This window comes from Nonomuraea sp. NPDC050202, from assembly GCF_040656115.1.
Lineage (GTDB): Bacteria > Actinomycetota > Actinomycetes > Streptosporangiales > Streptosporangiaceae > Nonomuraea.
In genome coordinates, this window is record NZ_JBFALF010000001.1 from 141,470 (window position 1) to 164,273 (window position 22,804).

Genomic DNA, 22,804 nt, shown 5'->3' on the forward strand with positions numbered 1-22,804 from the left:
TGGCATGGAGATCCCGGTGCGTCAGGCGACCGACGACGAGGCGGCGTTCTTCGCCGAGCACGGCTGGGTACGGCTCGGCCGGCTGGTCCCGCCCGGCGTCGCCACCGAGCTGCGCGAGCGGGCCACGGGTTACCTGCGGGAGCGCACCAAACGTCACGAGACGCTCGTCGACCAGGCGTTCGGGCAGTCCAGGGACATCGCGGCGAGTGACGAGGCGTTCGCCGCGCTGACGCTGAGCCCCGCGATGGGCCGCACCGCCGTCCGGCTGCTGCGCGGCGTGCGCGCGGTACGCGTGCAGGTCACCAACCTGCTCGTCAAGGAGCCGGGCGAGCACGGCGCCACCGAGTTCCACCAGGACTTCCCGTGGATGCCGATGGACCGCTCGGCCATGCTCACCGTCTGGCTCGCCCTGTCCGACGTGCCCGCCGACATGGGGTCGCTGCGCTTCTACGACGGCTCGCACCGGTACGGCCTGCTCGGCCGCAGCTTCACCCGCCCCGGCGACGACCAGCTCACCCAGCACCCCTGGCTCAAGGAGCTGGAGCTGTCGCCGCCGCTCGACCTCAAGGCCGGTGACGCGACCGTGCACCACGCCCTGACCGTGCACGGCGCCCCCGCCAACCGCCGCGACACCCCGCGCCTGTCCTTCACCGCCACCTACTTCGACGCCGACGCCCTCTACACCGGCCTGCCGTACAAGCAGACCGACGGGCTCGGCCTGCAGGTGAACCGGCCGTTCGAGCACGAGAGGTTCCCGTGCCTGAAACCGTGAGGGGCCCGGTCGCCGACCTCGGGGCGACGCTCATGCACGAGCACGTCTTCGGGCTGAGCCCGGAGATCCTGTGGAACTGGCCGGACATCCCCGAGGGCTGGGACCTGGAGGCGCGGGCGCGCGAGGCGGCGGGCAAGCTCGACGCGCTCAAGGCGGCGGGCGTCGACACCATCGTGGACCTCACCGTGGTGGGCCTGGGCAGGTACGTCCCGGCCGTCCAGCGCGTGGCCGAGCTGACCTCCGTGAACATCGTGGCCGCCACCGGCCTCTACACCTACGACGCGCTGCCGCCGTACTTCGCCAACCGGGGCCCTGGATCGTTGTTCGGCGGGCCGGACCGGCTGGCCGAGTTCTTCGTCCGGGACCTCACCGAGGGCATCGGCCGCACCGGCGTCAAGGCCGCCATCCTGAAGTGCGCCTCCGACCACCTCGGCCTGACCAAGGGGTGCGAGCGGGTGTTCAGGGCCGTCGCCGAGGCGCATCTGGAGACCGGGGCGCCGATCACCACCCACTCCCACAGCGCGTCCAGGGGCGGGCTCGACCAGCAGAAGCTGCTCGCCTCGCTGGGCGTGGACCTGGGGCGGGTGGTCATCGGGCATGCCGGTGACTCGACGGACGTGGCGTACCTGGAGGAGCTGATCGCCAACGGGTCGTACCTGGGCATGGACCGGTTCGGCATCGAGACGATCAGCCCGTTCGAGGACCGGGTGGCGATCGTGGCGGAGCTGTGCGAGCGGGGGCACGCCGGGCGGATGGTGCTGAGCCACGACTCGTACTGCTTCAACGACCGGTTCGACGCCGGCGTCGTCCGGCAGCGGCATCCCCGCTACCACCTGCTGCACATCTCCCGCGACGTGCTGCCCGCGCTGCGCGGGCGGGGCGTCACGGACGACCAGATCCACCAGATGCTCGTCGTCAACCCGCGGAGGATCTTCGCATCATGACAGAGGACTCTATGGCCGGGGACTTCATGACGGGGGACTTCATGGCCGGGGACTTCGACGTCGGCGCGGACTGGCACGTGGCCGCCCCGTACCCCTTCCTGGCCAGGCTGCGCGAGCAGGCGCCGGTGTTCAGGAGCGAGCACCTGGGCGCGTACGTGCTGACCCGCTATGCCGACGTGCGGGCCGCGTACGGCGACCCCCGCCGCTTCTCCTCCAAGGGCTCGCTGACGATCTCGCGCAGCCTCACCCGCCAGACGCGGGAGAAGCTGGGCGAGCACGGCTCGTTCCTGTCCAGCTTCGTGGCGAACGTGGACCCGCCCGACCACACCCGCCTGCGCCGGTCGGTGTCCAAGGCGTTCACGCCGCGCGCGGTGTCCGCCATGGAGCAGCAGTTCAGGCGGCTGAACGAGGAGCTGCTCGACCGGCTCGCGCCCAGCGGGCACGCCGACTTCGTCAGCGAGATCGGCCACGAGCCGTCGGTCAAGCTGACCGCCCGCTTCATCGGCGTGCCCGAGGCGGACGAGGCGTTCGTGCAGGCGCGCGTCAAGGACTGGTTCCAGCTCTTCCTCTCCCCGCAGCCGCCGGCCAGGCAACTGGAGCTGGCCGGCAGCTTCCTGACCTACCTCGACTACGTGGACCGCCTGGTCGCCGCGCGGGCCAAGGACCCCCAGGACGACTTCACGTCCCTGATGACCTCGCTCATCGGCGACGAGCTGACGCACCGCGAGGTGGTGGAGCTGATCTCCACGATCCTGCTCGGCGGCAACGACACCGTGCCCAACCAGCTCGGCAACACCGTCCTGCGGCTGCTGCGCGAGGGCGCCTGGCCGGTGCCGCCCGAGCTGGTCGCGAACGCCTCCGAGGAGTGCATGCGCATCGACGGGGCGTCCCTGGGCTCCTTCCGGTACGCGGCCGACGACGTCACCCTGCACGGCGTGACGATCCCGCGCGGTGCCCTCGTGCTGCTGTCCACCGACTCGGCCGCCCACGACGGGACGGTCTTCCCGGACCCGGACCGGTTCCTGATCGACCGGCCGAACGCCGCCGAGCACCTGGTCTTCGGCTACGGCATCCACTTCTGCGTGGGCGCCGCGCTGGGGCGGCTGCAGTTGCGCACGGCGCTGGAGGTGCTCGGCCGGCGGCTGCCGGGGCTGCGGCTCGCGCCCGGCCAGGACATCTCCTACCGCAGGTCGATCGTGGGCCGCGGCCTGACGTCCCTGCGGGTGGAATGGTGAGCGGATGGGTGGCCCGGTGAGCGGGCGGGTGGAACGGTGAGCGGGCGCTTCGACGGGAAGGTGGCGCTCGTGACGGGCGCCGGGTCGGGCATCGGGGCCGCCTGCGCCGCCCGCCTGGCCGCCGAGGGGGCCTGCGTCGGGGTCCTCGACGTACGCACGGCCGGCGCGCGGGCCACCGCCGCCGCCATCCGCGCCCGCGGCGGCACCGGGATGGCGCTGACCTGCGACGTCTCCGACGAGAAGCAGGTGGAGGAGGCGGTGGCGACGCTGGTGGCCTCCTTCGGCCGGATCGACGTCCTGCACTCCAACGCCGCCGTGCTCGACCACGGCGTGTACGGGCGGGACCGCGAGCTGGAGACGCTCGACGTGGCCGTCTGGGACCGCACCATGGAGGTCAACCTGCGCGGCGCCATGCTCATGGTCAAGCACGCGGTGCCCGCCATGCCCGACGGAGGCGCCGTCGTGCTCACGTCGTCGGTGTCCGCCCTGGTGGGAGACACGGTGCACGCGGCCTACGGCGCCTCCAAGGCGGCGCTGATCGGCTTCACCCGGTACGTGGCGACCATGTACGGCTCGCGGGGGATCCGCTGCAACGCGGTCGCGCCCGCCCTCGTCCTCACCCCGGCCGCCGAGCGGGCCATGACGCCCGCGCAGCTCGCCGACAAGCAGGCCGAACGGCTGCTGCCGTGGGCGTGCTCGATGGAGGACGTCGCCAACCTGGTGGCGTTCCTGTGCTGTGACGAGTCCCGCTGCCTGACGGGGCAGACCCTGGTGATCGACTCGGGCACCCTCGCGCACCGCCCCCAGCACGCTGTTGAGCAGTGGCGCTCGCGGCCGTAGGTTGCACCGGTGAGCAATCAGAGTGAACCGGTGGCGGTAGGACTGATCGGGGCGGGGCCGTGGGCGCGGATGGCGCACGCGCCGATGCTGGCCAAGGGGCCGCACACGCGGCTGGCCGGGGTGTGGGCACGCAGGCCGGAGGCCGCCGCCGAGCTGGGGGCGCCCGTGTTCGCGACGGTCGAGGAGCTGTTCGAGCACTGCGAGGCCGTGGCGTTCTGCGTGCCGCCCGCCGTGCAGGCCGAGTACGCCGTGCGGGCCGCCCGCGCCGGGAAGGCGCTGCTGCTGGAGAAGCCGCTCGCCGACACCCTGGAGAACGCCGAGCGGGTGGCCGGGGCCGTCGCCGAGGCGGGCGTGGCCTCCCAGCTGGTGCTCACCCTCAGGTACGCCCCGCAGACCCGCGCCTTCCTCGCCCGCTGCGCCGGGATCGACCCGTTCGGCGGCCACGCCGCGAACATCTCCGGCATCCTCCTCGGCGACCACCCCTTCGCCACCCCCTGGCGGCACGCGCACGGCGCGCTCCTGGACGTCGGCCCGCACGTGATCGACCTCCTGGACGCCGCCCTGGGCCGCGTCACCGGCGTCCGCGCGCACGGCCACCCGCTCGGCTGGACGGGCCTGCTGCTCGACCACGAGGGCGGCGCCGTCAGCGAGGTGTCCCTGTGCATGACCGCCGCCGGCGACCCGCCGCCGCAGACGATCGCCGTGTACGGCCGCGCGGGCAGCGCCGTCCTGCCGCACTTCGACGACGACCCCCTGGAGACGGTCGCCGAGGAGTTCGCCAGGACCGTGCGCGACGGCGGCGGGCATCCCCTCGACGCCGCCCACGGCCTGCGGCTGCAGCGGATCATCGCCGAGGCGCAGGCTCAACTCGCCCCTTGACGCAGGCGGCATCCGGGGCATTGATAACGTTTGTCCGATGCGCAGAGCGCAGCGAAGTCCGGTGCGAGTCCGGCGCTGTCCCGCAACTGTCATAGCCAGGTCGCCTGCCTCCGCGCTGACGTCATCAACCCTCGTGGAAAAGGGTGATCCGTCGCACTATGCGGGTCTCTCGGTTCCGAACAGTGTGAAAGGACTTCTCGTGAGGCCCGTACGCACGGCCTTCGCAGGCGCGCTGCTGGGAACGCTCCTCCTGGCCGGATGCGGCCAGGGCGGCGACACCACCACAGCGTCCGCCCCCACCACGGCCGCCCCCACGGCTCCCGCCGCCTCCTCCGGAGGCTTCCCCGTCACCATCGAGGCGGGCAACGGCAAGGTCACCATCTCCAAGAAGCCCCAGCGGATCGTCTCGCTGTCGGCCACCCACACCGAGACGCTGTTCGCCATCGGCGCGGGCCCCCAGGTCATCGCGGTCGACGACCAGTCGAACCACCCGCCCGAGGCCCCCAGGACGAACCTGTCCGGCTTCAAGCCGAACGTCGAGGCCATCGTCGCCCAGAAGCCCGACCTCGTCATCGTCTCCGACGACCTCGACAAGGTCGTGGCCGAGCTGGGCAAGGTGAACGTGCCCGTCCTGCTCCAGCCGGCCGCCACCCAGCTCGACGAGGCCTACGAGGAGATCGCCGAGCTCGGCGCCGCCACCGGCAACCAGGCCAAGGCCGACGAGGTCGTCTCCGGCATGAAGGCGGCCATCGGCAAGCTGGCCGCACAGGCGCCCAAGGACAAGCAGCTCACGTACTACCACGAGCTCGACACCACGCCGTACGCCGCCACGTCCAAGACCTTCATCGGCCAGATCTACGGACTGTTCGGCCTGACCAACATCGCCGACAAGGCGCCCGACGCGGCCGGCGGCTACCCCAAGCTGTCCGCCGAGTTCGTGGCCCAGGCCGATCCCGACCTGATCTTCCTGGCCGACGTCAAGTGCTGCCAGCAGAGCAAGGACACCCTGGCCAAGCGGCCAGGATGGCAGAACCTGTCCGCGATCAAGAACGACCAGGTGGTCCAGCTCGACGACGACATCGCCTCCCGGTGGGGGCCGCGGGTGGTCGACCTGGCGGAGGCCATCGGCGCCGCGGTCTCGAAGGCGGGCACGAGCTGACGTGGTGACACAGGCGGGCCCGTCCAGGGCCCGGCCCCTGTGGGTGGTGTGCGCGCTGGGCGTGCTGGCCGTCTCCATGATCGCCGCTCTGCTCGACGGGGCCGCCGACATCTCGCCCTGGCAGGTCGTGCTGCAGGTCGTGGACTGGCTGCCGTTCACCCACGTGGACTCGGGGCTGGCGCCCGTCGAGCAGGGGCTGCTGTTCGAGCTGCGGCTGCCTCGAGTGCTGGTCGCCGCCGTGGTCGGCGGGTTACTCGCGATGGCCGGCGCCGGGTATCAGGGCGTGTTCCGCAACCCGCTCGCCGACCCGTACCTGCTGGGCGCCGCCGCCGGGGCGGGGCTCGCGGCGACCGCGGCCATCGTGCTGCTCCCGGCCATGGCCGGGAGCATCCCGGTGGCGGCCTTCCTGGGGGCCGTGGGCGGCGTGTTCCTGGCGTACACGCTGGGCAACACCGCCGGGCGGGCCGGCGGCACCGCCACGCTGGTGCTGGCCGGGGTGGCGGTCACCTCGTTCCTGACCGCGATCCAGACGTTCGTCCAGCAGTTCAAGGTCGAGGAGTTGCAGCGCATCTACTCGTGGATCCTCGGCGATGTCGGCGGCGGGTGGGACCAGCTCTGGCTCGTCCTGCCGTACGCCGCCGTCTCCGCCGTGCTGCTCCTGCTGCACGGGCGCATGCTGGACGTGCTGTCCGTCGGCGACGAGGAGGCCACCAGTCTGGGCCTGCGGGCCGCCAGGGTGCGCCTCATGGTGCTGCTGGCCGCGTCGCTGGCCACCGCGGCGGCCGTGGCGGTGAGCGGGCTGATCGGGTTCGTCGGGATCGTGGTGCCGCACGTCGTGCGGCGGATCGCGGGCGGCTCGTACCGGATCGTGCTGCCGCTCTCGCTGATCGGCGGGGCGGCGTTCCTGGTGCTGGCCGACCTCGTGGCGCGCACCGTGATCGCGCCCGCCGAGCTGCCGATCGGCGTCGTGACCATGTTCGTGGGCGCGCCGTTCTTCGTGGCCGTCCTGCGGATGACCAGGCGGGCCGCCACATGATCAGCGCTCGCGGCCTGTCCGTGCGGCTCGGGGAGCGCGACGTGCTCGACGGCGTGGACCTCGAGGTACGGCGCGGCGAATGGGTGGGCGTCATCGGGCCCAACGGTGCCGGCAAGTCCACCCTGCTCAAGGCGCTCATGGGGCTGGTCGGGCACCGGGGCGGCGTCCTGCTCGACTCCCGGCCGTCCGGCGGGCTCAAGCCGCGCGAGCGGGCCAGGCTGCTGGCGTACGCGCCGCAGACGCCCGCCCTGCCGCCGGAGATGACGGTCTTCGACTACGCGCTGCTGGGGCGCACGCCGTACATCCCCTACCTGGGGCGCGAGAGCCGGCACGACCGCGAGGTGACGGAGTCCGTGATCGAGCGGCTTGACCTGACGTCGCTGGCCGGGCGCCGCGTCGGGGAGCTGTCCGGTGGGGAGCGGCAGCGCGTCGTGCTCGCCAGGGCGCTCGCCCAGGAGGCCCCCGCGCTGCTGCTGGACGAGCCCACCACCGCCCTCGACCTCGGGCACCAGCAGCAGGTGCTGGAGCTGGTGGACCGGCTGCGGCGCACCGACGGGCTGACCGTCGTCACCACCCTGCACGACCTGACCGTCGCCGGCCTGTACGCCGACTCCCTCCTGCTCCTGACCGGCGGCCGGGCCGTCGCCTCGGGGGAGCCCGCCCAGGTGCTGACCGAGGAACTCGTGGGACGGCACTTCGACGCGCATGTGAAGATCGAGCCAGGGCCCGACGGGCGGCCCGTCGTGCACCTGGTGCGGGGAGGGCCGTGAAGCTCAGCTATCGCGTGGAGGAGGGGGCTCGGCTCGGGTCGTTGCTCTGGGAGTTCGGGCCCGGATGGCGGATGATCTCCTCGGCCATGCTCGGGGGCGGGATCGGGCCCCGGGAGTGGGTGCTGAACGCGCAGGTCGTGGCCGGGTACGCGCGGATGGACCCCGTCGATCACCTGGCGTCGCTGGGGCCTCGGGACGGGGCCGGGGTCGGGATGATGACCGCGGCCTCAGTGGATCGTTACGTGCGGGCCGCCGATGGGGGTGTGGAGGCGTACGCGACCGTGGGGCTGCGGGTTCCCACGTGGGCGGCGGCGCCGGAGGGGCACGTCGATCCCGAGCTGGCGCCCATGCGGGTCGGGACGATCAACATCGTGGCCGTGCTGCCCGTGGCCATGACGGACGCGGCGCTGGTGAACACGGTGATGACGGTCACGGAGGCGAAGACCCAGGCGCTCGTCGAGACGGGCTTCGCCGGGACGGGGACGGCCTCCGACGCGGTGTGCGTGGCGGTGCCTGTGGCGGGGGAGGAGGAGCTGTTCGGCGGGCCTCGGTCGGAGTGGGGGGCTCGGGTGGCCCGGGCGGTGCACGCGGCGGTGCGGCGCGGGGCCGAGGAGTGGCGGCCTCGTCACTTAAAGTGAGGGAAATCGGGGAAGTAGCATGTGGGCTTGGGCGAGGCTCCCGAAACTGAGTGGGTGACCGCGATGGCGACGATCGAACCGACGGGGCGCACCGGCTTTCCCAGCGCGCCGTTCACCGTCGAGGACCTACTCGAGTTTCCCGACGACGGGAACCGCTACGAGCTCTTCAACGGGAGCCTACTGGTGAGCCCTGCCCCCACCCCCCGGCACCAGCGAGTCATCACGAGGCTGTTGCTCATCCTCCAGACCGCGGCACCACCCGGGTTGGAGTGCTTGACCACGGTCAACGTCAGACGGAGCAACGAGAACCTCTTCATCCCCCACCTCGTGGTCGTGCCGGAGCAGGTGTCCGAGGGGGTGGATCTCATGTACTCGCCCAGCGATCTGCTGCTCGCGGTGGAGGTGGTCAGCCCGAGCAGCAAGACCCATGACCGAGCCACCAAGGTCGCGGCATACGCCGAGGCCGGCATCCCCATCTACTGGCGTGTCGAGCCCATGGAAGGGCCAACGGTCTACGTCTACGAGCTCGACGGCAACTCCTATTCAGGGCCTGTCGCCCACAAGGCCGGAACCAGGCTCTCCTCGGCGGCTCCGTTCCCGGTGACCTTCGACCCGGCCGACCTCATGCGTCTTCGGGGCTGAAGCCGTAGTCCTCGGCCGCACCCCGCGCCGAAACGCGCCCGGCGTCGAGGTCCGCCAGCACCGCCTCCCGATCCCGCTCGGCCGCGGGCCCCAGCCCGCCCCCGCCCGTCGTCTCCACGACGAACGCCTCCCCGGCCGCGAACCGCACGTTGTTCACCTTGGACGCCAGCCGCTCCACCGTCCCGTCCAGCCGCCGCCGGTAGAACCCGCCCAGCCGGCCCGGCAGCCCGCCCTCCCGCCCGGGAGGCGCCAGGCGCAGCCGGTCGCCGCGCGTCGTGACGTGGCAGTCCGCCAGGAACCGGTACACCGTGCGCGACCCCAGCCCGCCCCGGTACCGTCCGGGGCCGCCCGAGTCGGGGATCGTCTCGATCGACTCCACGATCAGCGGGCAGCGGCTCTCCACCGGCTCCACCTGCGGCACCGAGTTCCGCCCGACGCCGAAGTGCACGCCCGTCGCGTCCGGCCCGTCCAGGCCGCGGCGCGCGCCCACGCCGCCGAAGTCGTACGACAGGTGGATCCAGTACGGCGCCCCCACCGCCGAGATCGAGAACGGCTGCAGGATCCCGCTGGCCGCGATGGCCCGCTCGGGCACCGCGTCCGACAGCGCCTGGAAGACGGCCTCCATGGCGGCGTAGATCGGGACGTACCGGCCGCCGCAGGGGTGCGGGGAGCGGGCGTTGAGCAGCGAGCCCTCCGGGAGATGCACGTCGATGGCGCGCAGGCAGCCGTCGTTCATGGGGATCGTGGGGTCGAGGAAGCAGCGGATCGCGAACACGGCGGCGGCCAGCGACTGCGACGCCGAGGCGTTGATCGCCGCCGGCACCTGCGGGCCGGTGCCGGCGAAGTCCAGCGCCGCCGTGCGCCGGTCCAGCGTGACGGCCACGCGGACGTGGTGGTGGCGGTCCGGGTCGATCCCGTCGTCGTCGATCGGGTACGACGCCTCGAACCGGCCTTCCGGCAGCTCCGCCAGCGCCGCCCTGGTCCTGGCCTCCGTGTGGTCGAGGTAGGCGTCCACGCCCGCGGCCAGGCCGTGCTCGCCGTACTCGGCGATCAGGGACTCCATGCGGGCAGCGGCCACCGCCGTGCCGGCCACGAGGGCGCGTACGTCGCCCATGACCTTGTCCGGGGTGCGGCTGTTGGCCTTCAGTATCGCCTCGATCGCCGGCTCCAGGCCATCGGCGGTGGCCAGACGCACCGGGGGGAGCTGGAGGCCCTCCAGGAAGATGTCCGTGGCCAGCGGGGCCATCCCGCCTGCCGAGAGGCCGCCCAGGTCCGAGACGTGGATCATGGTGGCGGTGAAGTAGGCGGGTGCGTCCCGGACGAAGACGGGGCGGTAGACCAGCAGGTCGTTGGTGTGCACGCCGCCGCGGTAGGCGTCGTTGAGCGCGTACACCTCGCCGGGGCGCATCGTGTCCGGGGGGATGTCCCTGAGCAGCTCGGGGAGGGCGAGCTTGAGCGCCATGCTGTTCATCAGCGTGGTGGCCATGGAGTGGGCGATCAGGCGGCCGCGGGCGTCCAGGACGGCCGCCGAGGCGTCGGAGCCCTCGACGATGAACGTCGAGTACGCCGAGCGCACCACCACGATGCTGGCCTCCTCCGCGGCCACGACCAGGGCGTTCCTGAGCACCTCGGCGGTCAGGGAGTCCGTGGTCACGGGGCGCTTCTCCTGGTGAGGTGGATGGCCCGGGCGGGGGAGAGGGCGGCCGTCCAGGAGGGTGGGATGACGGTCGTGGCCTCGGGGTCCTCGACGATGGCCGGGCCGCGTACGGTGCCGCCTGCCGTGGCGAGGGTCTGCCTGGTGTGGACGGGGACGTCGGTGTAGCCGCCGCACTCCGGGAAGTACGCCTTCCGGGTGCCGGGCGCGCCACCGGGCGGGGGGCTGTCCGGTGGAGGGCTGCCCGGCGGGAGGCTGTAGGGCGGGGGGCTGTCCGGTGGGGTGGTGACGCGGACGCGATAGCTGACCAGCTCGATCTCGCCCCGCTGCGTGATCCCGTACACCTCCGCGTACCTGCGGAAGAAGCGCGACTCCAGGACGGCGCGGTCGGCGGACCAGCCCACCGTGAGGTCGTGGGACTGGCCCCTGAAGCGGACGTCCACCGAGCGCAGCACCCGCACCCCCGGCGCCCCGAGCGGGACGTCGAGGTCGGCGGCGGCCTCCTCGGCCAGCGAGGTGAACAGGGCCCCGGGGTCGGGGGCGTCGAGGCGGGACAGGACGCGTTCGGTGGACAGAGCCCCCGACAGCAGGCCCGCCGCCGAGGCCACCCCGCAGTGGGCCGGCACCACGACCGTTCCGATGCCGAACCGTTCGGCGATCCGGGCCGCGTGCATGGGCCCGGCCCCGCCGAAGGCCACGAGGGCGAAGCCGCGGGGGTCGATGCCGCGTTGCACCGTGACCACGTGCACCGCAGACGCCATCGAGGCGCTGACGATCTCGTGCACGGCGTACGCGGCCTCCTCCCGCGGCACCCCCAGCGGGGAGGCCAGCCGGTCCAGCGCCTTGTCCGCCAGCGGGGGCGACAGCGGGATGGAGGCGGAGGACAGGTAGCCGAGCACGAGGTTCGCGTCCGTGACGGTCGGCTCGGAGCCGCCGAGGCCGTAACAGGCGGGCCCGGGGGACGAGCCGGCCGAGCGCGGGCCGACGCGCAGCGCGCCCGCCGGGTCCAGCCAGGCCACGCTGCCCCCGCCCGCCCCCACCTCCGCCAGGTCGATGGCCGGCGTCTTGATGGGCACGCCGGTGCCGGCCCGCCGGCCGCCGAAGCTGCCCTTGCCGCCCACGTGGAACTCGTGCGTGATCTCCGGCCGCCCGCCGCGCACCACGCACGTCTTGGCGGTGGTGCCGCCCATGTCGAACGAGATCGCGTCCGCGAACCCGGCCCCCGCCGCCGCCAGCACCCCCGCCGCGGGGCCCGACTCGATCGTGGCCACGGCCCGCCTGGCGGCGAGCTCGGCCGAGATCACGCCGCCGCTGGACTCCATCACGTGGACGGGCGCGCGGATCCCGATCTCCGCCAGCCGCTCCCGCAGCCGCGAGAGGTACGACGCCATCAGCGGGCCGATGTAGGCGGACATGATGGTGGTGGTGGCCCGCTCGTACTCGCGGATCTCGGGCCACACCTCGGAGGAGGTGACGACGGCGGGGATCGTCTCGCGCAGGATCTGCGCCACCCGGTGTTCGTGCGCGGGGTTCGCGTACGCGTGCAGCAGGCACACCGCCGCCGACTCGATCCCGCGGGCCGCGATCGCGGCGGCCGCCCGGCGTACCGAACCGGTGTCGAGGGGGGTCAGCACGGCGCCGCGGGCCGAGACGCGCTCCACCACCTCGAAGCAGTCGCCCGGCGCGACCGGGGGAGGCGGCGGGGTGAAGCGCAGGTCGTAGCGGTCCTCCTCGACGCGGGCGTACCGGCCGAGCGGGACGGCCGCGCGGAAGCCCTGGGTCGTGACGAAGGCGACCCGCACCCCGGTGCGTTCGAGCACCGCGTTGGTCGCCAGAGTGGTCGCGTGCACCACCCGCGTGACCTGCGCCGGGTCCCGGCCGCCGAGCACGCGCGTAACGCCGGAGACGATGCCCGCGATGGGGTCGTAGTGGGTGCTCAGACATTTGGCCACGGATATCGCGCCGGACGTGCCTCTCAGGACCACGTCGGTGAAGGTGCCGCCGACATCGACGCCGATCGCGTAACCCATCCAGGTACGTTATGTCCCCGAGCAAGCGCTTGTCTATGTGGTGGTCTATTGACTTACGCCATGTGATTGGGAACCTGGTCCTATTCCAGTGTTTGGAGCGGAGATGGCGCGCCTCACAGCTCTTGCCGGTGGCGCCGCGGTGGCACTGGCGCTCATCGCGACGCCGGTCGCGGCCCACGAGCACCCGAGCGGGATCACCGACCTGGTGAGCCCGGCCGTGGTGCGACTGGAAGCCGTGTCGCACGTGAAGATCACCCTGCTCGACCACGTGGGCGAGCTGAAACACGTGGATCGTTCCTACAGCCTGCCGTTCGCCGCGGGCACGGGCACGGTCGTCAACCCCGACGGCACCATCGTGGCCCTCAGGCGCCTCGCCGTGAACCCGAACGACGTCGCCATCTACGCCGCCAACAAGATCTTCGCCGAGCACCACAAGGTGAAGATCCCGGCCGACTACGACAAGCACAAGCTCTCCGACGACGTGCTCAACCGTCACCTCCAGCAGTGCTACACCCCCGGCAGCGACACCGCCACCTGCATCGTCAACATCACCACCGAGATCACGGCCTTCCCCAACGTCTCGCCTGCCAGCCCCGACGGCTACAAGGTCAAGTGCATCAAGGCCGGCCCCGGCCCCGACGACCCGGCCGTGCTGGTGCCGCTGACCCCCGTCGCCGGCGGCGTCGGCATGCCGACCGCGCCGCTCGCCGACAAGGTCCCCGACCAGGAGGGCTCGCCCACGAACGTGGCCGGCTTCCTCGGCAGGCCGGGCCCGAACGTGGCGCACACCGTCGAGATCGCCCACCTGGGCAAGGGCGGCGTGCAGGGCGGCGCCGGCAGGCCGTTCGCCGACCCCGAGAAGAAGGTCGACGAGCCGGTCAAGCTCGGCGGCCTCGCCGACAAGGGCCTCGTCGGCGCGCCGGTGATCGGCGACAAGGACGGCCACGTCATCGGCCTGCTGGTCGGAGGCGGCAAGGAGGGCAAGATGATCGGGGTCAAGGAGGTCACCGCCATCCTGGCCGCCGCCAAGGTCGTGCCGCGCAGGGGCGCGATCGACACCGCCTTCGAGGCGGCGCTGACCCGCTATCACACGAAGTACTACACCGAGGCCGCGCCGGGCTTCCAGCGCGTGCTGGAGCTCTACCCGGGCAACGTGGTGGCCGCGGCGCTGCTGAAGACCTCGCTGGCCAAGCGGGGCGGCCCGGAGGACCAGGGCACGAAGAAGGCCTCGGACGAGCCCGCGGAGTCCACGCCGCTGTGGCCGTACATCGCGGCGGCGGGAATTCTCTTCATGGCCGCCGGGGGCGGAGCGTATCTGCTGTGGCGCCGCCGCACTCCTGAAAGACAGACAGAACTGCCACAGCCGCTGGCGGCCAGTCCACCGCTCGACGACGGCGCCAACCAGACCGTGGTCGTGCGGCGGTCCCAGTCGTTCCAAGTGGTCCCGCAGCAGCAGCAGGTGATGACCGCGCCGGATCCGGCGATCAAGTACTGCACCTCGTGCGGCATGAGGCTCGGACCGGCGCACCGCTTCTGCGGCTACTGCGGCCACCCCATCGAGACGTGATGCCATTGAACGAAAGAGCACTCATCGGCCAGGAGGTGGCCGGGTACTACATCGAGGACATCGTCGGCAAGGGCGGCATGGCCGTCGTCTACCTCGCGCTCGACCCCAGGTTGAGCCGCCGGGTGGCGCTGAAGATCCTCAACCCGGTGCTCAGCGTCGACGACAGGTTCAGGCAGCGGTTCATCCTGGAGTCCAGGACGGTCGCCAGCATCGAGCACCCCAACATCATCCCGATCTACGAGGCCAACGCCGACGTCGACGGCGTCCTGTACATCGCCATGCGGTACGTGGACGGCCTCGACCTGCGCCGCCTCATCTACGACCGCGGGCCGCTGCCCCTCGGCCAGGCGAACCAGATCTTCTCGCAGGTGGCCGCCGCGCTCGACGCCGCGCACGCGCACGACCTGATCCACCGCGACGTCAAGCCGGCCAACATCCTGCTGGCCGGTGACCACGTCTACCTGACCGACTTCGGCATCACCAAGCACCGCTCGTCGATCTCGGGGCTGACGCAGACCGACCAGTTCATCGGCACGCCGCGCTACATGTCGCCCGAGCAGATCAACAAGGAGCACATCGACGGCCGGTGCGACCAGTACGCGCTGGCCTGCGTGGTCTACGAGGCGCTGTCGGCGCGGCTGCCGTTCCAGCGCGAGAACGACATCGCGCTGCTCTGGGCCCACCTGGCCGAGCAGCCGGCACCGCTGTCGCAGCTACGGCCCGAGCTGCCGGCGCAGGTGGACGGCGTGATCATGCGCGCGCTGGCCAAGTCGCCCGAGCAGCGGTACGCGACCTGCACCGAGTTCGTGACCGCGCTGCGCGATGCGATCAGCGGGCCCCAGTACGACCCCTTCGCGGACCCGTTCGGCGCGCTCGGCTCCCCGCTGGGGCCGGGGCAGCATCTCGTGCCGCCGCCCGGGCAGAGCCCGCACTCCGGGCCCTATCCCGTGCAGCGCGCGGGAGGAGCCCATGCCGCGCCCCCGTCGGGGCCCCAGTCCGCGCCCTCGTCGGGATCCCAGTCCGGGCCGCAGTCCGGGCCCCGGTCCGGGCCGCAGCACTCCGTGCCCGGCTCAGGTCCGGGTTCCGGGCCGCACTCCCTGCCGGGGGCCGGCCCGGTTTCAGGGCCGGTTTCAGGGCCGGGATCGGGGCCGGGGTCCGTGCCGCCGTTCGCCGCCCCGTTCACGCAGCCTCGGGGGACGGCCGGTCAGCCCACGCAGGAGCCCCGGCCGGCCGGGGGCAGGCGGCCGGGCCGGATCCCGATCGTGGCCGCCACGCTGGTGGCCGCCGTGGCCGCGCTCGCGCTGGTGGCGTTCGTGATCATGAATAATCGCGGCGACACCTGGATGAGCTACAAGACCAGCGCCGCCGCGCCGCTCACGTTCGACTATCCGGGCGACTGGACGGTACGCACCCACCAGGACCTGTTCGCCGTGGCGTCCTCGCACGCCTCGGAGTTCGAGGACCTGTTCGTGGCCGGTCCCGGCGCCGACTGGTCCAAGGTCAAGGAGATCGTCAACAACGACCCCGAGGGCGTCGCCGGGGTGTACGTCCAGGTCTCCGACACCCTCGACGCCAGCGGCACCGCCGAGATGATGAAACCCAAGATGGAGGCCCTGCTCCCCGGCCAGGTCGACCTCGACAAGCCCGTGCTGGACCAGGCGGGCAGCAGCCCCGCCACCCGCTTCGACGGCTCCCTGCACGACCCGGCCAGCGGTGCCAGGCTCGCCTTCGTGAGCTACGTGATCGACCGCGAGCCCAAGACCATGCTGATCATGTACTTCTGCGGCAAGACCACTTGCGACGACGCCACCCAGACGAGGATCAGGCAGAGCGTGCGGCTGTCCTGACTTGGAACTCACTTGCGTACGGCTTGGCGCGGGTGTTCTCCCGGTGTTCAAGGAGGCACCCGGCGTCTAACCTCCGCGTGTGGGCATTCGCATAGTCATCGCCGACGACCAGGCGATGGTCAGGGCCGGGCTGCGTATGGTCGTCGAGAGCGACCCCGGCATGGAAGTCGTCGGGGAGGCGGCCGACGGGCGCGAGGCCGTCGCCGTGGCCCGGCGTACCCGGCCGGACATCGTCCTCATGGACATCTCGATGCCCCGCCTCGACGGGCTGGCGGCGGCCAGGGAGCTGCTCGACGCCCCCTCGCCGCCCAAGGTCATCACGCTGACCACGTTCGACACCGACGAGAACCTCTACGCCGCGCTGCGCGCGGGCACCAGCGGCTTCCTGCTGAAGGTGTCGCCGCCGGAGCAGCTCCTGGAGGCGATCAGGGTGGTGCACTCCGGTGACGCGCTGCTCGACCCGGCCGTGACGAGCCGGGTGATCGCCACGTTCGCGGGCCGCGCCGAGCCCGTGCCGTCGCCGGCGCTGGGCGAGCTGACGCCGCGCGAGCTGGAGGTGCTGCGGCTGCTGGCGCGCGGCCTCACCAACGCGGAGATCGCCAGGGACCTGTACGTCGGGGAGGCCACGGTCAAGACGCACGTGGCGCGGGTGCTGATGAAGCTGTCGCTGCGTGACCGGGCGCAGGCCGTGGTGTTCGCGTACGAGACGGGCGTGGTGCGCCCTGGGGCCACCTAGCCGGGAGGGACTAGCAAGGAAAGCCGTAAATATGTGTATATTTTCCTGTATCAGGCGGCAGATGCAGGAGATATTTCATGCGATCGTTCCCCAGGGTGCTGTTCGACGAGGCTCACAACGAGTCGTGGACCATCAGGCGTGAGCTGGCCGAGTCCATCAACCCCGCCCATCCCGACGACACCAGCTACGCCCGCGCGGCCGGGCTGCTGCGGCACCTGGGGCACACGGTCACCGCGCACACGACGGGCCCGCTCGGCCCCGAGACGCTCGCGGACCAGGACGTCCTGGTGATCGCGCACCCGTCGAACGACAGGTGGGAGCGCACGACCGGCCAGGGCAGCCCCGTCCTCACCGCCGCCGAGCTGGACGCCGTCGAGTCCTTCGTGGCAGGCGGCGGCGGGCTGGTCGTGCTGGCCGAGGAGGAGCAGGACAAGTACGGCAACAACCTGCGCGAGCTGCTCGCCCGGTTCGGCGTGGACGTCCGGCACACCACCGTGCGCGACCCCCGTCACGCCTACCGGGACGTGGCCACCTGGGTGCTGGGGGAACGTTCCAGCGACTCCGGGCTGCTGGCCGGTGTGCGGACGGCCTGCTTCTACCGCGCGGGCACGCTGGCGGCGGAGGGGGCGGAGGTGCTCTTCGCCACCTCGGCGGAGGCCGACCCGGCCGGCGAGCCGCTGGCCGTGGCGCTGCGGCACGGGCGCGGGCGGGTCGTGGTGTTCGCCGACTCCGACCTGTTCGGCGACGACTCCATCGACGACCACGACCACCGCGCGCTCTGGCGGAACGTGGTGACCTGGGCCGCCCGGGTGCCCGGCGACGAGGGGCGCGCTGCCCCGGCCGACGAGGCGAAGGCCGCCCTGTTCGCGCGGCTCAAGGAGGCCGTGGAGGAGCTGCGGCCGCTCCAGGTCAAGGACGGCTCCGTGCCGGCGGAGGCCAAGGAGCGGGCCAAGGTCCTGGTGGGGCGGATCGCGGATCGCGTAGGCGAAATTTCGGGATATTTCCCGCATGACGCCGCCTACCTCCAGGCCGTTCGGGACGACCTGGGCAAGTGGGCCGCGCAGGACCTCGGCGTGCCCGACTTCCTCGACTCCCTTGACCTCTTCCACCCCGACACCCAGCGCGAGGACGGGCTGGAGCACGTCGTGGTGTTCCCCATGTACACGCAGAACGGCAACCCGGTCCGCAACCTGGAAGCCGTCTGGATCCGTACGATCTGGCCCGGCTGGCTGGCCGAGCTGGAGGCGGGCGGCTACGACAACCCGATGTTCGTGCCGATCGCGTTCGAGGACTTCACCTCCGGCTACGACACGCACTCGGCCGTGCTGTTCCCGGAGACGGTGGCGGTGCGGCAGGCGCCCGCGAGGTTCACCTGGGGCGGGATCTTCGCCGACCGCGAGGCCGCCAGGTTCAGGCGGGTCTCCAGGGCCGCCGTCGAGACGCTGAAGCTGGACCTGCCGCCGGACGCCGAGCGGCTGCTGGCCTCGCAGCGGCTGGCGCAGGACACGTTCGTGCTCTGGGACCTGGTGCACGACCGCACGCACAGCCACGGCGACCTGCCGTTCGACCCGTTCATGATCAAGCAGCGGATGCCGTACTGGCTGTACGCGCTGGAGGAGCTGCGCTGCGACCTGACCGCGTTCGGGGAGGCCGTCGAGCTGGAGCGGCGGGGCGTGCCGTACGCCCGGTACGTGCAGACGGCGATCCTGTTCGACCGGTTGTTCCGCTTCCCCGTCACCGGGGAGCGGGTGCGCAACTACGACGGGCTCGGCGGGCAGCTCCTGTTCGCCTACCTGCACCGCAACGACGTCGTGCGGTGGACCGACAACCGGCTCACGATCGACTGGGAGCGGGTCGCGGACGGGGTGGCCGATCTGCGCGGGGAGGTCGAGAAGCTGTATCGCGACAGCATCGACCGATCGAAGCTGGCGCACTGGCTGGCGGCCTACGAGCTGGTGAGCGCGTACGTGGCGCCGCACCCCGGCTCCACCTGGGCCAAGGGCGTCGAGGCGCTGCCGGAGGAGCAGAAGGCCAAGGTGGACGCGGTGCTGCCGGACGAGTTCCCGCTCAGCATGTTCTACGAGGCGTTGCGCCGTAAGCTGACGGACGTGGTCGAATCGACTAAGGGACTCCGAGCATGATCATTCTGGTTACCGGGGCCGGAGGGCCCACAGGTGACGCCGTTTCCGGATATTTCCGGAAAAATGGGCACACCGTGATCGGTGTGGACAGGCGGGAGGTGGACCTGCTCGACCGCGCCGCCGTCCAGGCCCTGGCCGACCGCGTCGAGCGCGAGCACGGCCGCGTGGACGGCGTGGTGCACCTGGTGGGCGGCTGGCGCGGCGGCAAGTCGTTCGCCGAGACCAGCCTCGACGACTGGGACCTCCTGCACGACCTGCTGATCCGCACCCTCCAGCACGTCTCGCTGGCCTTCGAGCCGCTGCTGCGCCGCAGCGACGACGGCCGTTTCGTGATCGTCTCCGCCAAGGCGGCGCAGCAGCCCAGCGCGGGAGGAGCCGCCTACGCGGCGGCCAAGGCGGCGGCCGAGGCCTGGACGCTCTCCCTGGCCGACGCGCTCAAGGGCACCTCCAGCGCGGCGACCATCCTCGTCGTCAAGGCCCTGGTGAACGACGCCATGCGCGAGCGGAACCCCGAAGGCCGGTTCCCCGGCTTCACCGACGTCAACGACCTGGCGGCGGCCATCGGCGGCCTCTACGACCGCCCCGCCGCCGAGATCAACGGCACACGATTGGACCTCACTTCTTGAACCCCCGGCACGACCCCCGGCTCAAGGCCTTCGCCAGCGACAACTACGCCGGGGTGCACCCCGAGATCCTCCAGGCCATCGTCGCCGCCAACGGCGGTCACCAAACCTCCTACGGCGACGACGTCTACACCGAGGCCACGCAGGAGGTCTTCCAGCAGCACTTCGGCGAGCGCGCGCAGGCCTGGCCGGTGTTCAACGGCACCGCCGCCAACGTCGTCTCCCTGCGCGCCATGACCGCGCAGTGGGAGGCGGTCATCTGTGCCGAGAGCGCCCACATCAACACCGACGAGGGCGGCGCGCCCGAGGTGGCAGGCGGCATCAAGCTGCTCACCGTCCCCACGCCCGACGGCAAGCTCACCCCCGAGCTGATCGACCGGCAGGCCTGGGGCTTCGGCGACGTGCACCGGGCCCAGCCGAAGGTGGTCTCGATCTCGAACACCACCGAGCTCGGCACCGTCTACACCGCCGACGAGATCGCCGCGATCTGCGCGCACGCCCACGACCTGGGCCTGCTCGTGCACCTCGACGGCTCCCGGCTGACCAACGCCGCCGCCGCGCTCGACGTCCCCATGCGTGCCCTGACCACCGACGCGGGCGTGGACGTGCTCTCCTTCGGCGGCACGAAGATCGGCCTGATGTACGGCGAGGCCGTCGTCGTGCTCAACCCGGACGCGGCCACCGGCGTCGACTACCTGCGCAAGACGTTCATGCAGCTCTCGTCGAAGATGCGGTTCGTGTCGGTGCAGTTCGAGGCGCTGCTCTCGGGCGACCTGTGGCTGCGCAACGCCCGCCGGGCCAACGAGATGGCGCGGCGGCTGGCCGAGGCGGTCGGGCGCGTGCCCGGGGTGCGGGTGGCCAGGGCGGTCGAGGCCAACGCCGTGTTCGCGGTGCTGCCGGAGGACGTGGCCGCGCGGCTGCGCAAGCGGTACAAGTTCTACGACTGGACGGACGGGGAGGTGCGGTGGATGTGCGCGTTCGACACGACGGAGGAGGACGTGGACGCCTTCGCGGCCGCCCTCGCCGAGGAGATGACCGACACGCGCCGCTGAGGCTCGGCGCCGGCACAGGCGCCAGGCGGGCTCAGCTCGCGGCTCAGTGCAGGCACAGGGCCGGGCGGGCTCAGCTCGCGGCTCAGTGCCCGCGCAGGGCCAGGCGGGCGGCCTGCCAGCCGCCCATCCCGTGCACGCTCGGCCCCGGCGGCGTCGAGGACGAGCAGAGGAACACCCCCGGCAGCGGCGTGCGCCACGGGGCGGGCGACCAGACGGGGCGGCGGACGAACTGCGTCAGGCTGGCCAGCCCGCCCCCGAGGTCCCCGCCCACCAGGTTGGGATTGTCCGCCTCCAGCGCGGCCGGCCCCATCGCGTGCCTGGCCAGCACCCGGTCGCGGAAGCCCGGCGCGTACCGCTCGATCTGCGCCTCGATGGCGTCCGTCATGTCCGCCGCGGAGCCGTTGGGGACGTGGCAGTAGGCGTACAGCGTGTGCCCGCCCCGCGTCGGATCGGCCGCGTACGGCTGGACGAGCAGCACGTACGGCCGGGGAGAGACCCGCCCGGCCATCGTCTCGGCCTCGCTGAGCGCGATCTCCTCCAGGGTCCCGCCCAGGTGCACGGTGCCCGCCGAGGCCACCGCCGGATCCCGCCACGGCACCGGCCCGTCCAGCGCCCAGTCCAGCTTGAACACCCCGGGCCCGTACCGGAAGCGCTCCAGCCGCCGCCGGTACCCGTCCGGCAGGTCGGCCATCGCGAGCAGTTGCCTGGGCGTCACGTCGAGCACGACGATCGGCGCGTCCAGCTCCGCCAGCCGCCGCACCCGGTGCCCGCTCACCGCCTGCCCGCCCAGCGACCTGAGCTCGGCCACCAGCGCGTCGGCCAGCACCTGCGACCCGCCCCGTACCACCGGCCAGCCCACCAGGTGGGCCAGGACCGCCAGCAGCAACCCGTACCCGGCCGAGATGGGGGAGCGCAGGTCCAGCATGGAGTGCGCGGACATGCCCGCGAGCAGTGCCCGCGCCTCCACGGTACGGAACGCCCCGCCGGCGAACGTCGTGGCGGGCAGCGCCGCCGCCAGCCCGAACCTGGCGGCCTGTGCGAACACCCGCGGCCGGGCCGGCCACGGCCCCAGCGGCTTGAGCAGCAGCTCCACCAGGGGGAGCCCGGCCCGCACCGCCGCTCCCACGGTGGCCAGCCACGCGGCGCGGTCGCGCCCCAGCCCCGCGGCGGTACGCCGGACGTCGCGGTGCACCAGCACGGCGGGCCGCCCGTCGAGCGGGTGGGCGGCGGCCACCGGCGGATGGGCGAACTCGACGCCCTTGAGGTCGAGCGCGCGGAACGCGGGGGAGGCCAGCGCCATCGCCATCACGGTCGCGCCCAGGTCGTGCACGCGCCCCGGCAGCGTCAGCTCGCCGGACCGCAGCCCGCCGCCGAACCGCTCGGCGGCCTCCAGCAGCAGCACCTCGCGCCCGGCGCGGGCCAGCATGACCGCGGCCATCAGCCCGTTGGGGCCCGACCCCACGACGACCGCGTTGGCGCCCACCGCTACTGGCTCTTCAGTATCGACGGGTAAGGCTGCGCCCCGCGCTGCCTGAGCAGCTCCGTCATGAGCTTGATCTCCCCGCTCTGCCCGTCGACGATCTTCTGCGCCATGCTGACCACCTCGCTGCGCGTGGACAGCCTCAGCAGCCCTTCGGCCATCTGCACGCCGCCTTCATGGTGGCGGATCATGAGCTGCAGGAACAGCACCTCGGCCTGCGTGCCCTGCGCCTGCTTGAGCTTGCTCAGCTCCTCGGGCGAGGCCATGCCCGGCATGACACCTGGTGTGGCGGCGGGCGTCGCGGCGCCGTGCCCGTGGCCGCTCATCCAGGCCATCGGCCGCTGGTCGGTCGCCTGGCTGAGCTGCCACTGCTGCAGCCAGCCCTGGAACATGCCGCGCTGGTTGGCCTGGGTGTTGATGATGTCGAAGGCCAGGCTCCTGATCTCCCTGGCGGGGCCCTTGTCCCTGATGACGAACGCCATGTCGACGGCCTGGGCGTGGTGCGTGGCCATGTCGCGGGCGAACCCGGCCTCCGGCGAGGCGTCGCCGGGCGTGCCGTCGCGGCCGAACAGCAGGAACGCGGCCGCGGCGAGCACCAGCACGCCGCAGACGATCAGGACGGGTCTTCTCACCGGCTTTTCCATGGCCGCTCCAGCGTACCCACCTGGGGACGAGGCTGTGATCGGACCCTTATGCGGGGCTTATTCTCCGCATACGCCTGGAGGGCATAGGGTGACCCGGAGTTGGTACGCCGATGGA

At 72.2% G+C, this 22,804-nt stretch carries 20 protein-coding genes; 16 read left to right on the forward strand and 4 right to left on the reverse strand.

Features of this window, described 5'->3' with window-relative positions:
* Nucleotides 1-4 precede the first annotated feature (4 nt).
* The 10 genes from AB0I79_RS00825 (at nucleotide 5) to AB0I79_RS00870 (ending at nucleotide 8,915) form a co-directional block, all read left to right on the forward strand.
* Nucleotides 5-772 carry a phytanoyl-CoA dioxygenase family protein gene (locus AB0I79_RS00825; RefSeq protein WP_357865526.1) on the forward strand — a complete coding sequence of 256 codons (768 nt, stop codon included), beginning with the start codon at nucleotides 5-7 and terminating at the stop codon, nucleotides 770-772.
* Nucleotides 757-1,716 (forward strand): phosphotriesterase-related protein, encoded by a 960-nt coding sequence (locus AB0I79_RS00830; protein ID WP_357865528.1) that lies wholly within the window; start codon nucleotides 757-759, stop codon nucleotides 1,714-1,716. Before AB0I79_RS00825 ends, AB0I79_RS00830 begins: the two co-directional genes overlap by 16 nt.
* Nucleotides 1,713-2,951, forward strand: coding sequence for a cytochrome P450 (locus AB0I79_RS00835; RefSeq protein ID WP_357865530.1), 1,239 nt, complete (start codon nucleotides 1,713-1,715; stop codon nucleotides 2,949-2,951). Before AB0I79_RS00830 ends, AB0I79_RS00835 begins: the two co-directional genes overlap by 4 nt.
* Nucleotides 2,952-2,987: 36 nt before the next feature.
* Entirely contained in the window at nucleotides 2,988-3,791 is an 804-nt protein-coding gene (locus AB0I79_RS00840) for an SDR family NAD(P)-dependent oxidoreductase (RefSeq protein ID WP_357865532.1), read from the forward strand.
* 30 nt (nucleotides 3,792-3,821) lie between these two features.
* Complete coding sequence (locus AB0I79_RS00845; protein WP_357865534.1) at nucleotides 3,822-4,670, forward strand: Gfo/Idh/MocA family oxidoreductase; 849 nt, start codon at nucleotides 3,822-3,824, stop codon at nucleotides 4,668-4,670.
* 199 nt (nucleotides 4,671-4,869) lie between these two features.
* Nucleotides 4,870-5,829, forward strand: coding sequence for an ABC transporter substrate-binding protein (locus AB0I79_RS00850; RefSeq protein WP_357865536.1), 960 nt, complete (start codon nucleotides 4,870-4,872; stop codon nucleotides 5,827-5,829).
* 1 nt (nucleotide 5,830) lies between these two features.
* Nucleotides 5,831-6,865, forward strand: coding sequence for an iron ABC transporter permease (locus AB0I79_RS00855; RefSeq protein ID WP_357865537.1), 1,035 nt, complete (start codon nucleotides 5,831-5,833; stop codon nucleotides 6,863-6,865).
* Complete coding sequence (locus tag AB0I79_RS00860) at nucleotides 6,862-7,635, forward strand: ABC transporter ATP-binding protein (protein WP_357865539.1); 774 nt, start codon at nucleotides 6,862-6,864, stop codon at nucleotides 7,633-7,635. The genes AB0I79_RS00855 and AB0I79_RS00860 overlap by 4 nt, the downstream gene beginning before the upstream one ends.
* Nucleotides 7,632-8,273, forward strand: coding sequence for an adenosylcobinamide amidohydrolase (locus AB0I79_RS00865; protein ID WP_357865541.1), 642 nt, complete (start codon nucleotides 7,632-7,634; stop codon nucleotides 8,271-8,273). The genes AB0I79_RS00860 and AB0I79_RS00865 overlap by 4 nt, the downstream gene beginning before the upstream one ends.
* 63 nt (nucleotides 8,274-8,336) lie before the next feature.
* Complete coding sequence (locus tag AB0I79_RS00870) at nucleotides 8,337-8,915, forward strand: Uma2 family endonuclease (RefSeq protein WP_357865543.1); 579 nt, start codon at nucleotides 8,337-8,339, stop codon at nucleotides 8,913-8,915.
* Here the strand turns inward: AB0I79_RS00870 and AB0I79_RS00875 are convergent.
* Complete coding sequence (locus tag AB0I79_RS00875; protein WP_357865545.1) at nucleotides 8,896-10,569, reverse strand: hydantoinase B/oxoprolinase family protein; 1,674 nt, start codon at nucleotides 10,567-10,569, stop codon at nucleotides 8,896-8,898. The two genes, AB0I79_RS00870 and AB0I79_RS00875, sit on opposite strands and share 20 nt — an antisense overlap.
* A complete protein-coding gene (locus AB0I79_RS00880; protein WP_357865547.1) occupies nucleotides 10,566-12,599 on the reverse strand; it encodes a hydantoinase/oxoprolinase family protein in 2,034 nt (677 codons plus the stop codon). The genes AB0I79_RS00875 and AB0I79_RS00880 overlap by 4 nt, the downstream gene beginning before the upstream one ends.
* Before the next feature lie 103 nt (nucleotides 12,600-12,702).
* On the opposite strand from AB0I79_RS00880, the gene AB0I79_RS00885 reads away from it, so the two are divergent.
* From AB0I79_RS00885 to AB0I79_RS00910, 6 genes are all read left to right on the forward strand, one after another.
* Nucleotides 12,703-14,166, forward strand: a complete 1,464-nt coding sequence (locus AB0I79_RS00885) for a zinc ribbon domain-containing protein (protein ID WP_357865549.1) — start codon at nucleotides 12,703-12,705, stop codon at nucleotides 14,164-14,166.
* The gene (locus AB0I79_RS00890) at nucleotides 14,166-16,013 is read left to right on the forward strand and encodes a protein kinase (protein WP_357865551.1); all 1,848 of its coding nucleotides are present in this window, start codon (nucleotides 14,166-14,168) and stop codon (nucleotides 16,011-16,013) included. The genes AB0I79_RS00885 and AB0I79_RS00890 overlap by 1 nt, the downstream gene beginning before the upstream one ends.
* A gap of 79 nt (nucleotides 16,014-16,092) precedes the next feature.
* The gene (locus tag AB0I79_RS00895; protein WP_357865552.1) at nucleotides 16,093-16,749 is read left to right on the forward strand and encodes a response regulator transcription factor; all 657 of its coding nucleotides are present in this window, start codon (nucleotides 16,093-16,095) and stop codon (nucleotides 16,747-16,749) included.
* Between the two features lie 77 nt (nucleotides 16,750-16,826).
* Complete coding sequence (locus AB0I79_RS00900; RefSeq protein ID WP_357865553.1) at nucleotides 16,827-18,890, forward strand: DUF6421 family protein; 2,064 nt, start codon at nucleotides 16,827-16,829, stop codon at nucleotides 18,888-18,890.
* Nucleotides 18,887-19,516, forward strand: a complete 630-nt coding sequence (locus AB0I79_RS00905; protein ID WP_357865555.1) for an SDR family NAD(P)-dependent oxidoreductase — start codon at nucleotides 18,887-18,889, stop codon at nucleotides 19,514-19,516. The genes AB0I79_RS00900 and AB0I79_RS00905 overlap by 4 nt, the downstream gene beginning before the upstream one ends.
* Complete coding sequence (locus AB0I79_RS00910; protein WP_357865556.1) at nucleotides 19,513-20,565, forward strand: low specificity L-threonine aldolase; 1,053 nt, start codon at nucleotides 19,513-19,515, stop codon at nucleotides 20,563-20,565. Before AB0I79_RS00905 ends, AB0I79_RS00910 begins: the two co-directional genes overlap by 4 nt.
* Before the next feature lie 82 nt (nucleotides 20,566-20,647).
* On the opposite strand, the gene AB0I79_RS00915 is transcribed toward AB0I79_RS00910, so the two are convergent.
* Together AB0I79_RS00915 and AB0I79_RS00920 are read right to left on the reverse strand one after the other, a co-directional pair.
* On the reverse strand, nucleotides 20,648-22,048 hold the full coding sequence (locus AB0I79_RS00915) for an NAD(P)/FAD-dependent oxidoreductase (protein WP_357865558.1): 1,401 nt from the start codon (nucleotides 22,046-22,048) through the stop codon (nucleotides 20,648-20,650).
* Nucleotides 22,049-22,050: 2 nt separating this feature from the next.
* Entirely contained in the window at nucleotides 22,051-22,677 is a 627-nt protein-coding gene (locus tag AB0I79_RS00920) for a DUF305 domain-containing protein (RefSeq protein ID WP_357865560.1), read from the reverse strand.
* Nucleotides 22,678-22,804: the final 127 nt, after the last annotated feature.